Here is an 11,857-nt window from a genome sequence, read left to right as displayed (position 1 = left end):
TCGACGTCGGCGCCGCCTGGGACGTCGAGCGGCTCCCCGCCGAGCCCGGCCGCGACGCCGAGCAGATCCTCACGGCGGCCCGGTCGGGCGAGATCGGCGGCCTCGTGGTCGGCGGTCTGGACCCGGCTGATCTCCCCGATCCTGCGGCGGCCCGCGCGGCCCTCGAGGCGGTGGGCTTCCTGGTCTCGCTCGAGGTCCGCACCTCGGCGGTGACCGAGCTCGCCGACGTGGTCCTGCCCGTGGCCCCGCCGGTCGAGAAGGCCGGCACCTTCCTCAACTGGGAAGGGCGCCCGCGCCCGTTCCCCCAGGCGCTGACCTCGACCTCGATGGCCGACCACCGCGTGCTGGACGCCCTCGCCGACGCGATGGAAGTGCAGCTCGGGCTGCGGACCGTGACCGAGGTCCACGCCGAGATCGACCAGCTCGGTGGCTGGGACGGCGGACGCGTCGCGGCTCCGGCCGTCGCCGCGGTCGAGCCTCCCGCCCTCGAGGCTGGTCAGGCGGTCCTCGCGACCTGGCACCTGCTGCTCGACGCGGGCCGCTGCCAGGAGGGCGAGGCCTTCCTGGCCGGCACCTCCCAGCGTCCCGTCGCGCGGGTCTCGCCCGCGCACGCCCAGCGGCTCGGGATCACCTCGGGCCAGGGCGTCACGGTGCGCACCGCCCAGGGGCAGGTCACCCTGCCGGTCGCCGTCACCCCCATGGCGGACGGCGTGGTCTGGCTGCCGACGAACTCGGTGGGCTCTGCCGTGCGCCGTACCCTCGGGGCGGACGCGGGCGCCGTGGTCGAGGTCGCTGCGGCCTCGACGGTCACGACGGCGACGACCGCCGACGACGGAGGGACGCTCTGATGCCGGGCCTGACGCTCGTGCCGACCCAGGTGGCCGTGGCCACCGGGGCGGACTTCAGCAACGACACCTGGTGGATCGTCGCGATCAAGGCCGTCGGCGTCGTCGTCTTCCTGCTCACCAGCGTGCTGATCGCGATCTGGTTCGAGCGCAAGGTCGTGGCGCGGATGCAGATCCGGCCCGGGCCCAACGTGCACGGGCCCTTCGGGCTCCTGCAGTCCCTGGCCGACGCGATGAAGCTCCTGCTCAAGGAGGACATCAACGTCAAGGCCGCGGACAAGGTGCTCTACCTGCTCGCACCGATGATCTCGGTCTTCGCCTCGCTGCTGATCTTCGCGGTGATCCCGCTGGGCCCTGAGGTGTCGATCTTCGGCGTGCTGACGCCCCTCCAGCTGACCGACTTCCCGGTCTCGGTGCTGTACATCCTGGCCGCGGCCTCCTTCGGCGTGTACGGCATCGTCCTGGGCGGGTGGGCCTCGGGCTCGACCTACCCGCTGCTGGGCGGGGTGCGCTCGACGGCGCAGGTCATCTCCTACGAGCTCGCGATGGGCCTGTCGCTGGTCAGCGTCTTCATCCTGGCCGGGTCGATGTCGACCTCGCAGATCGTGGCCTCGCAGGATCAGATCTGGTGGTTCCTCCCGCTGCTGCCGGCCTTCGTCATCTACTTCATCTCGATGGTCGGCGAGGTCAACCGTCTGCCCTTCGACCTCCCCGAGGCCGAGGGGGAGCTCGTCTCGGGCTTCATGACGGAGTACTCCTCGATGAAGTTCGCGTGGTTCTTCCTCGCCGAGTACATCAACATGCTCAACGTCTCGGCGATCGCGACGACCCTGTTCTTCGGCGGGTGGCGGGCCCCCTTCGGGCTGCACCTCATCAACGACGGGATGTTCAACGAGGGCTGGTGGCCGCTGCTCTGGTTCCTCGCCAAGCTGTGGACCTTCATGTTCCTGTTCGTCTGGATCCGCGGCACGCTGCTGCGCTTCCGCTACGACCAGTTCATGAAGTTCGGCTGGAAGATCCTCATCCCCGCCGCCCTGGCGTGGATCGTCATGGTCGCCGCGGTGCAGAGCGTCCGTCAGTTCACCGACATCGACCTGCAGACCCTGCTCATCGCCCTCGGCGTGGTCGCGGTCGTCGGCATCGGGCTCTCCTTCCTCATCCCCGAGAAGAAGGCGCCGCCGGCCACCGGGTCCGAGCCCGACGAGTTCGACGCCTTCGCAGGTGGATACCCTGTCCCGCCGCTGCCGGGGCAGACCCTGCCCCCCTCGCCCCGACGCCGAGCGCGGATGGCACAGGAGACCGAGCAGCGGACCGCAACCGCAGTCCTCACGGCCGAGGCCGACGCGAGCACGACCGACCAGCCGTCCGACGGCGAGGAGGAGGAGCCCCGTGGCTGACGACGACATCACCCGGCGCGACCAGGCCGGCGAGGTCGGCGCCCCGCGCCCGGCCGCCGAGTACGAGTCGCTCCTGCCAGGCAAGTCCGGTCTGGGTGAGCTCCTTGCCCCGGCGGCCGGCTTCGGCGTGACCTTCGCGTCGATGTTCAAGCCGACGGTGACCGAGCAGTACCCGTACGAGAAGGTCCCGACCAAGCCCCGCTACCACGGTCGGCACCAGCTCAACCGGCACCCGGACGGTCTCGAGAAGTGCATCGGCTGCGAGCTGTGCGCCTGGGCCTGCCCCGCGGACGCCATCTACGTCGAGGGCGCGGACAACACCCCCGACGCCCAGTTCTCGCCCGGCGAGCGGTACGGCCGCGTCTACCAGATCAACTATCTGCGCTGCATCTTCTGCGGGCTGTGCATCGAGGCGTGCCCCACGCGCGCTCTCACGATGACCAACGAGTACGAGCTGGCCGGTCCGACGCGGCGCGGCATGATCTACGAGAAGGATGACCTCCTCGCCCCGCTGGGCGACGGCATGCTGGCCGCCCCGCACCCCATGGTCCCGGGCACCGAGGACGACGACTACTACCGCGGCGACGTGGCCGGTCCCGTCCCCGAGCAGATCGACTGGGTCGCGCAGTGGCGCCCCGAGGACGAGTCGCTCGCGGCGTTGCGGCCCGCCGGGCACGAGCAGAGCGAGGCCCGATGAGCGCGTCCGTCGTGGCTCTGGGCTCGCTGCCCGCGGCCCCCGTCCTGGCGTCCCTGGCCGAGACCGGACGCACGAGCACGGGGGAGGAGGTCCTCTTCTGGTTCATCGCCCCCGTGATGGTCCTCGCGGCCCTGGGCCTGCTCTTCGCGCGCAAGACGGTGCACGCCGCGATGAGCGTCGTGCTCGTCATGGTGTGCCTCGCGATCCTCTACGTCGCGCAGGAGGCCCCCTTCCTCGGCGTCGTGCAGGTGATCGTCTACACCGGCGCGGTGATGATGCTCTTCCTGTTCGTGCTGATGCTCGTCGGCGTCGACTCCTCGGACTCCCTCGTCGAGACCATCGCCGGGCAGCGCTGGATCGGCGCACTGCTGGGCCTCGGCCTCGCCGGGGTGCTGAGCGGCGTGGTGCTGACCGCGGCGGACATGACACCGGTCGGTCTCGAGGCCGCCAACGCCGACACCAACGCGGTGGGGGTCGCCCGCATCATCTTCGGCGACTACGTCTTCGCCCTCGAGGTCGTCGGCATCCTGCTGATCACGGCAGCCCTCGGTGCGCTCGTGCTCACCCACCGTCAGCGGCTCAGCCGCCGCATGGGCCAGAAGGAGCGCGCGGACGCCCGCGTCTCCGCCGGGAGCGTCCTCACCCCGCTGCCCGCCCCGGGCGTGTACGCCCGGAGCAACGCCATGGACGTCCCCGCCCTCGGGCCTGACGGGCGTCCGCTCGACAGCTCGATACCGCGCGTGCTGCGGGTGCGGGGCCAGGAGCGAGCGGTCTCCGAGGTCGCTGCGTTCCAGGGTCCTGACGCCCCGCACCTCACCGAGGCCGACGAGGGCACCGGGGACCCCGACGCGACGGGGTCGACTCCCCCCGAGCGGTCGATCACGGGTGAGGAGCCCATCCGATGAACCTGTCGAACTACCTCGTCCTCGCGGCGATCCTCTTCTCGATCGGCACGACCGTGGTGCTGCTGCGGCGCAACGCGATCATCGTGTTCATGGGCGTCGAGCTCATGCTCAACGCGACGAACCTCGCCTTCGTGACCTTCGCCCGGATCCACGGTGACCTGAGCGGTCAGGTCGTGGCCTTCTTCGTCATGGTCGTGGCGGCCGCGGAGGTCGTCATCGGCCTCGCGATCATCGTCGCGATCTTCCGTACCCGCCGCTCGGCCTCGGTCGACGACGCCAACCTGCTCAAGAGCTGAGGGAGCGCCCGTGCTGACGTCTGCTCTCGCCTCCCTCCCCACGGCCACCGTGGGCGAGGCGGCGATCCCCGCGACGGGGGTGTTCACCGCGGCCTGGCTGCTCGTGGCCCTGCCCCTGCTGGGTGCCGCGGTGCTCCTGCTCGGCGGCCGCCGCACCGACCGTTGGGGACACTGGCTGGGGGTCCTCGCCTCGGGGTCGGCCTTCCTCGTGGGCGCCGTCCTCATGGTCGCCACCCTGGGTGCTCCCGCCGCGGAGCGCGTCCAGGACCTGCACCTCTTTGACTGGATCACCGCAGGCTCCTTCGAGCTCGCGGCCGGCCTGCGGGTCGACCCGCTCTCGCTGTCCTTCGTGATGCTCGTGACCTTCGTCGGGACGCTCATCCACGTGTACTCCGTCTCGTACATGGAGCACGACGCGTCGCGCCGGCGGTTCTTCGCCTACCTCAACCTCTTCGTGGCGGCGATGCTCCTGCTGGTTCTCGCCGACAGCTACGTGCTGCTCTTCGTCGGCTGGGAGGGCGTGGGGCTCGCCTCCTACCTGCTCATCGGCTTCTGGAACCACTCGATGCCGAACGCCGTCGCGGCCAAGAAGGCCTTCGTGGCCAACCGCGTCGGTGACCTCGGTCTGCTCGTCGCGATCATGATCCTCTTCGGGGCCTTCGGCGCGACCGACTTCGAGACGGTCTTCTCCCTCGCGGGAGGCGCCAACGAGGGCCTGCTGACTGCGGCGGGCCTGATGCTGCTGCTCGCGGCCTGCGGCAAGTCCGCGCAGTTCCCGCTCCAGGCCTGGCTCGGGGACGCCATGGCTGGCCCGACGCCGGTCTCGGCCCTGATCCACGCCGCCACCATGGTCACGGCCGGCGTCTACCTCGTGGTGCGCTCGGCCCCCGTGTACGCCGGGGCGCCGAACGCCCTGCTGGTCGTCGCGATCATCGGTGCGATCACCCTGCTGTTCGGTGCGATCGTGGGGTGCGCCAAGGACGACATCAAGAAGACCCTCGCGGCCTCGACGATGTCTCAGATCGGCTACATGATGCTCGCCGCGGGCCTCGGGCCCATCGGCTACGCCTTCGCGATCTTCCACCTCGTGACCCACGGCTTCTTCAAGGCCGGCATGTTCCTCGGGGCCGGGTCGGTGATGCACGGCATGCACGACGAGGTCGACATGCGCCGGTTCGGTGACCTGCGCAAGTACATGAAGATCACCTGGATCACCTTCGCCGCCGGCTGGCTGGCGATCCTCGGACTGCCGCCCTTCTCGGGGTTCTGGAGCAAGGACAAGATCATCGAGACGGCCTTCGCGACCGCCGACGGCCAGGGCTGGCAGCCGTGGGTCTTCGGCACCGTCGCCCTCGTCGGCGCGGGGATCACGGCCTTCTACATGTCGCGCCTGTTCTTCATGACCTTCCACGGCAGCCGCCGCTGGACGGGCACCGAGGGCACGCCGGCCGAGGGCGAGCACCCCCAGAACCCGCACGAGTCCCCGGCCCTCATGATCTGGCCCATGATCATCCTGGCTGTCGGCTCGGTCGCCCTGGGTGGCCTCCTGGCCATCGGCAACGGGTTCGTCACCTGGCTCGAGCCCGTGGTCGGCCACGCCGAGCACCACGACCCCGTGCTGCCGATCCCGGTCATCATGGGCGCGACGATCCTCCTGGTCCTCGCCGGGGCCTTCCTGGCCTGGCGGCAGTACGCGGCCTCACCGGTCGCCGTCGTCCCGCCGCGGGGCTCGGTGCTGACCCGCGCCGCACGCCGCGACCTGTACCAGGACGAGGTCAACGAGGGCCTGCTCATGCGGCCGGGCCAGTACCTGACCCGCTCGCTCGTCTACGGTGACCGCCAGGTCGTCGACGGCGCCGCGACCGGCCTGGCCCGCCTCGTGGCGAGCTCGGGCGAGGTCGTGCGCAAGCTCCAGAACGGGTACGTCCGGTCCTACGCGTCCACCATGGTCGCCGGCATCGTCGTGCTCGTCGCGGTCGTCCTGGCATTCCGGATCTGAGGGGAAGACACCACACATGCAGGATCAGACCTTCCCCTGGCTCACCACGCTCATCGTGGTGCCGCTCATCGGGGCCGCGGTGCTCTGGGCGCTGCCCGGCGCCGTCCGCCGCCACGCGCGGCCGATCGCGGTCGGCTTCTCCCTCGTGGCCCTCCTGGTCGGCGTCCTCGCGGCGCTGAGCTTCGACGCCGCCGAGGCGGGCGCCCACCAGCTGGTCGAGCAGGCCTCCTGGATCCCGGCCTTCGGGGTGAGCTACGCCCTGGGCGTCGACGGCGTCGGCCTGCTGCTCGTGCTCCTCTCGGTGGTGCTCGTGCCCCTGGTGCTCCTCGCTGCCTGGCGTGAGCACCCCGACCGGCCGGCTGCCGGCACCGAGGCCACCGCCAGCGCCCGCGAGGACCTCGCAGGGGGGAGGGTCCGTCACTACATGGCCCTCGTCCTGGTCCTCGAGGCGCTCATGGTCGCGGTGTTCGCGGCCCGCGACGTCTTCCTGTTCTACGTGCTCTTCGAGGCCATGCTCATCCCGGTCTACTTCATGGTCGGGGCCTTCGGTGGCCTCCAGCGGCGCTACGCCGCGGTGAAGTTCCTGCTGTTCTCCCTCGCCGGTGGCCTCGTGATGCTCGCGGGGGTCATCGCCCTCTACCTGCAGGGCCCGGGCGGCCCCGAGGGCTTCCTCATCGACAACCTCGTCGGCACCGAGATGTCGGTCACCACCGAGCGGCTCATCTTCCTGGCCTTCTTCCTGGCCTTCGCGATCAAGGCGCCGATGTGGCCGGTGCACACGTGGCTGCCCGACACCGCGGAGCAGGCCCCCGCGGGCACCTCGGTGCTGCTGGTCGGGGTGCTCGACAAGGTCGGCACCTTCGGGATGCTCACCCTCTGCCTGCCGCTCTTCCCCGAGGCCTCGCGCTGGGCCGCGCCGGTGATCATCGTGCTGGCCGTCATCTCGATCCTCTACGGCGCGCTGCTGGCCATCGGGCAGAGCGACCTCATGCGCCTGATCGCCTACACCTCGGTCAGCCACTTCGGCTTCATCGTCCTGGGGATCTTCGCGTTCACCTCGGTCAGCGTGCAGGGCGCCTCGCTCTACATGGTCAACCACGGGCTCTCGACCGGTGCGCTCTTCCTGCTCGCAGGGTTCCTCGTCGCACGGCGGGGCTCGCAGCGCATCGAGGACTTCGGCGGCCTGCAGAAGGTGGTCCCGGTGCTGGCGGGCACGTTCCTGGTCGCGGGGCTGTCCGCCCTGTCCCTGCCCGGCCTCTCGACCTTCGTCAGCGAGTTCCTGGTCATCGTCGGGACCTACGGCGCCAACCGCCCGGCGGCGATCGTCGCCACCCTCGGCGTGGTGCTGGCCGCGATCTACGTGCTCTGGACCTACCAGAAGGTCTTCACCGGTCCGGTGCGCCCCGAGCTCGCCGCGACCCCTGACCTCTCGACGCGCGAGAAGGTGGTCGTCGCGCCGCTGCTCGGACTGATGCTCGTGCTCGGCTTCTACCCCGCCCCCGCCCTCGACCTGGTCCGCGAGCCCGCCTCGCAGACCCTCGAGGACGTCGGCGTGCAGGACGCCACCGCGACCTACGCCGACGAGGCCAGTACCAGCACCACCGATGACGGGAGTGACCAGTGACTGCGGCCTTCGTGGCGCCCGAGATCGCCTGGGCCCAGCTGACGCCCGTGCTCCTGGTGCTCGGCGCGGGAGTGATCGGCGTGCTCGTCGAGGCCTTCGCCCCGCAGCGCGTGCGGCGCCCGGTGCAGCTCACCCTGTCCCTGGTCGCGACCGCCGCGGCGATCGTGGCCGTCGCGGCCCTGTGGTCCGGGGTGCGTGAGACCGGCGGCACCGTGGTGCTCGACGGCTCGATGATCCTCGACGGACCGGCGCTCGTGCTCCAGGGGATGCTCGCCCTGCTCGGCCTCGTGGCCTTCCTGGTCATCGCCGACCGCACCGAGTCGGGGGAGGACGCCTTCGCGCCCTCGGCCTCGGCGGTCCCCGGCTCGGACTACGAGGAGGTCGCGCGGCGCAAGGGCCTCGAGCAGACCGAGGTCTACCCGCTCGTGCTCTTCGCCCTCGGCGGGATGATGATCTTCCCGGCCGCGGGGGACCTGCTGACCCTCTTCGTGGCCCTCGAGGTCCTCTCCCTGCCGCTGTACCTGCTGTCGGGCATGGCCCGGCGTCGTCGCCTGCTCAGCCAGGAGGCGTCGATGAAGTACTTCCTGCTCGGCGCGTTCGCCTCGGCCTTCTTCCTCTTCGGCGCGGCCCTGCTGTACGGCTTCGCCGGGTCGGTGCGCCTGGCGGACATCGCCGTCGCCACGACCACGGTCGTGGGCATGGACGGGCTGCTTCTCGCAGGACTCGTCCTGGTGCTGGTCGGCCTGCTGTTCAAGGTCGGCGCGGTGCCGTTCCACTCCTGGACCCCGGACGTCTACCAGGGTGCCCCCACCCCGATCACCGGCTTCATGGCGGCCTGCACCAAGCTCGCCGCCTTCGGGGCGATGCTGCGGATCGTCTACGTCGTGCTCCCGCCCCTCGAGTGGGACCTCATGCCCCTGCTGCTCGGGGTCGCGGTCATCACCATGGTGGTCGGCACGGTCGTGGCGATCGTGCAGACCGACATCAAGCGGATGCTCGCCTACTCCTCGATCGCGCACGCGGGCTTCATCCTCGTCGGCGTCGTGGCGCTCACCCAGTCCGGGATCAGCTCGGTGCTCTTCTACCTGCTGGCCTACGGGCTCGCGACGATCGGTGCCTTCGCGGTCGTCTCGCTCGTGCGCGAGGTCAACGCGGGACCGGGCGGGGCCGTGGTCGCCGAGGCGACGCACCTGTCGCAGTGGTCGGGCCTGGGACAGCGGCACCCCGTCCTCGCGGGGGCCTTCACCCTGTTCCTGCTCTCCTTCGCCGGGATCCCGCTGACTGCCGGCTTCGCCGGGAAGTTCGCGGTCTTCGCGGCCGCGATCGAGGGCGGGCTCGCCTGGCTCGTGGTCGTGGGTGTGGTGGCCTCGGCCGCCGCGGTCTTCTTCTACGTGCGCCTGATCGTGCTGATGTTCTTCACCGACCCGATCGGTACCGCCGGGGAGTCGACCACCGTGGTCCGGTCCGAGGGGTTGACGACGGTCGCGATCGGGCTGGGCGTCCTCGGCACCATCGGGCTGGGAGTCTTCCCGTCGCCGCTGCTCGACGTGCTCGCCGACGCGGCGGTCTTCATCCCGTGACCTCCCTGTCCCTGCCGGTGGCGGACCCGCAGCTGACCGAGCTGCTCACGGGTCGGCTCTCCCTGGTCGAGGAGCGCCTGCGCGGCGCGGTCGCCCATGCGGACGTCCTCGCGGACACCGCCTCCCGGCACCTGGTGAACGCCGGGGGCAAGCGGCTGCGGCCGCTGCTGACCCTCCTGGCCGCCCAGCTCGGCGAGGGGCAGCGGCCCGAGGTCGTCGACGCCGCCGTCGTGGTCGAGCTGACCCACCTCGCGACGCTCTACCACGACGACGTCATGGACTCCGCCCCGGTGCGTCGTGGGGCCCCCGCAGCCCACGAGGTCTGGGGCAACCACGTCGCCATCCTCACCGGGGACCTGCTCTTCGCACGCGCGTCGGCCGTGGTCGCCGGGCTCGGACCGGACGCCGTCCGGATCCAGGCGAGCACCTTCGAGCGCCTCTGCCTCGGACAGCTCCACGAGACCGTCGGCCCCGCCGAGCACGAGGACCCGGTCGAGCACTACATCCAGGTGCTCTCGGACAAGACGGGATCGCTCATCGCGACCTCGGCCCGGTTCGGTGCGATGTTCGCGGGCTGCCGCCCCGACGTCGTCAGCACCCTGGTCGAGTACGGGGAGAAGGTCGGCGTCGCCTTCCAGCTCGCCGACGACGTGATCGACCTGAGCGCCGACCCTGCCCAGACGGGTAAGACTCCCGGCACCGACCTGCGCGAGGGCGTGCCCACCATGCCCGCCCTCCTGCTGCGTGCCCGGGCCGGGGGAGCAGAGGGCACGACGGCGGACCGTGAGCTCGTGCGCCTGCTCGACGCCGATCTCACCGAGGACGCCGCACTCGCCGAGGCCGTGGCGGGCCTGCGCGTGCACCCGGTCGTCGAGGAGACCCGTGCGCGGGCCGAGTCGTGGGCGCAGGACGCGGTGCGTGCACTGGGTACGCTGCCCTCAGGAGCCGTCAAGGACGCCCTCGTGTCCTTCGCCGAGGCCCTCGTGGACCGAGCCGCCTGAAACTCGTCCGTGCGAACGGCTCAAGTCCTGGCCTCACTAGGCCGATGGAGTGACGGGAGTCTGCCCGCGGGTGGCGCACGGTCCAGGTGCGCCGGGGGCAGGCCCGAGGAGTGGGGGTCCAGTGCGCACGTCGTGGGGATCGGCGACCGACCGCGGTCGTGTGCGCCGACTCAACGAAGACGCGCTCCTGGCCTACCCCCCGGTCTTCCTCGTCGCGGACGGCATGGGCGGGCACGCGGCCGGCGACGTCGCGAGCCGCCTCGCCGTCGAGGAGTTCTCCCAGCTCGCCGGGCGCGCGTCGGCCAGCCCTGACGACGTCCACGACTGCTTCCACCGCACGGCCCTCAGGCTCCGGGAGACCGTCGCCGCGGGGCGTACCGCAGGGACCACGGTCGCCGGGGTGGCCATCGCGGCCCACGACGGCGGCTCGTACTGGCTCGTCTTCAACATCGGCGACTCGCGCGTGTACCGGTGGTCCAGCGGTGTGCTCGAGCAGATCAGCGTCGACCACTCGGTGGTGCAGGAGCTGGTGGACCGCGGCGAGATCGCCCCCGAGCAGGTCCTCGAGCACCCCGAGCGTCACGTCATCACCCGCGCGGTCGGCACCGGCCCGGACCCCGACCCTGACTACTGGCTCATCCCGGCCGGGAGCAACGACCGGCTCCTGGTCTGCTCGGACGGTCTGACCTCCGAGCTCCCCGACGAGGCGATCGCCGTCGTGCTGCACACGGTCGCCGACCCGCAGGAGGCCGCCCAGCTCCTCGTCGCCCAGGCCATCGAGGCCGGCGGCAGGGACAACGTCAGTGCCGTCGTCGTGGACGTCGCCACCGTCGCCGCCGCAGCCGACACCGACGACACCCTCCGTGCAGAGGACCGACCGGTCCTGAGCTCCACCGCGTCCGTGGACGCGTGGGACGAGGAGATCGACGGTGCCACCATTCCCCGTCCCAGCCGTCCCCAGCCCGAGGTGACCCCATGATCGTCCCCGCCTACGCCCCCGGTGACTGGTACGCCGTCGTGACCGACGGCAGCGTCGTCCTGCTCCCGGGCAGCACCCGGGCCGAGACCGTGCGTGACATCTGGATCTCGTTGCGTGGTGGCGGGGCCCTCACCGAGCAGCTCCAGGTGCTGCTCGCCCCGGGGATCGCCCAGCTCCCCCCGTTCGCGCTGGTCTCGGTCGAGGGCGGGGAGGTGCACGCGGTGGTGCGCGGCGAGGTCGAGGTGGAGGTCGTGACCGCCTCGGGCAGCCGGCTGCTCTCCGCCGCGCAGGTCGCGACGTGGACCGAGGAGCTCGTCGGGTCGGCACGCAGCCTGACCGTGCGCGCGCCGGGTCGAGGACCCGCCGGGACGGCACGGCAGACGGTGCAGGACGGTGGGCACGAGCTCCTTCCGGTGCTCTCCGGGGTCGTGCGCGCCTCGAGCGTCGAGGTCGAGCTGCGGGACAGCCGCGGCCGCAGCGAGGAGCGCCCGGCGGCTGGCGTGCCCGGCCAGGCCGGTGTCGCGGCCGAACGCG

10 protein-coding genes and 1 pseudogene are annotated in these 11,857 nt (G+C 71.4%); all 11 read left to right on the top strand.

What is annotated here, in order from left to right; translation table 11 throughout:
- The coding region (locus tag L0B03_RS07740) for a molybdopterin dinucleotide binding domain-containing protein (RefSeq protein ID WP_250445236.1) at positions 1 to 848 on the top strand (848 nt) is incomplete at its 5' end.
- Entirely contained in the window at positions 848 to 2,242 is a 1,395-nt protein-coding gene (gene nuoH, locus L0B03_RS07735) for an NADH-quinone oxidoreductase subunit NuoH (RefSeq protein WP_250445235.1), read from the top strand. The genes L0B03_RS07740 and nuoH, both read left to right, overlap by 1 nt.
- Positions 2,243 to 2,249: 7 nt before the next feature.
- Positions 2,250 to 2,939 carry an NADH-quinone oxidoreductase subunit NuoI gene (nuoI, locus tag L0B03_RS07730; protein ID WP_374204906.1) on the top strand — a complete coding sequence of 230 codons (690 nt, stop codon included), beginning with the start codon at positions 2,250 to 2,252 and terminating at the stop codon, positions 2,937 to 2,939.
- The gene (locus tag L0B03_RS07725) at positions 2,936 to 3,844 is read left to right on the top strand and encodes an NADH-quinone oxidoreductase subunit J (RefSeq protein WP_250445234.1); all 909 of its coding nucleotides are present in this window, start codon (positions 2,936 to 2,938) and stop codon (positions 3,842 to 3,844) included. The genes nuoI and L0B03_RS07725 overlap by 4 nt, the downstream gene beginning before the upstream one ends.
- Positions 3,841 to 4,140: an NADH-quinone oxidoreductase subunit NuoK gene (nuoK, locus tag L0B03_RS07720; RefSeq protein ID WP_250445233.1), complete on the top strand. Its 300-nt coding sequence runs from the start codon at positions 3,841 to 3,843 to the stop codon at positions 4,138 to 4,140. Before L0B03_RS07725 ends, nuoK begins: the two co-directional genes overlap by 4 nt.
- A gap of 49 nt (positions 4,141 to 4,189) precedes the next feature.
- Entirely contained in the window at positions 4,190 to 6,139 is a 1,950-nt protein-coding gene (nuoL, locus tag L0B03_RS07715; RefSeq protein WP_374204905.1) for an NADH-quinone oxidoreductase subunit L, read from the top strand.
- Between the two features lie 16 nt (positions 6,140 to 6,155).
- Positions 6,156 to 7,763 (top strand): NADH-quinone oxidoreductase subunit M, encoded by a 1,608-nt coding sequence (locus tag L0B03_RS07710; RefSeq protein ID WP_250445232.1) that lies wholly within the window; start codon positions 6,156 to 6,158, stop codon positions 7,761 to 7,763.
- Positions 7,760 to 9,343, top strand: coding sequence for an NADH-quinone oxidoreductase subunit NuoN (nuoN, locus tag L0B03_RS07705; RefSeq protein ID WP_250445231.1), 1,584 nt, complete (start codon positions 7,760 to 7,762; stop codon positions 9,341 to 9,343). The genes L0B03_RS07710 and nuoN overlap by 4 nt, the downstream gene beginning before the upstream one ends.
- The gene (locus L0B03_RS07700; protein ID WP_250445230.1) at positions 9,340 to 10,344 is read left to right on the top strand and encodes a polyprenyl synthetase family protein; all 1,005 of its coding nucleotides are present in this window, start codon (positions 9,340 to 9,342) and stop codon (positions 10,342 to 10,344) included. Before nuoN ends, L0B03_RS07700 begins: the two co-directional genes overlap by 4 nt.
- 160 nt (positions 10,345 to 10,504) lie before the next feature.
- Positions 10,505 to 11,323, top strand: a complete 819-nt coding sequence (locus tag L0B03_RS07695) for a protein phosphatase 2C domain-containing protein (RefSeq protein WP_250445229.1) — start codon at positions 10,505 to 10,507, stop codon at positions 11,321 to 11,323.
- Positions 11,320 to 11,857, top strand: a pseudogene (locus L0B03_RS07690) (hypothetical protein); the annotation flags it as partial. The gene L0B03_RS07695 and the pseudogene L0B03_RS07690, both read left to right, overlap by 4 nt.

Origin of the sequence: Actinotalea sp. C106 (genome assembly GCF_023630195.1) — a bacterium.
Classification (GTDB): domain Bacteria; phylum Actinomycetota; class Actinomycetes; order Actinomycetales; family Cellulomonadaceae; genus Actinotalea.
This window is presented reverse-complemented; position numbering and strand designations above follow the sequence as displayed.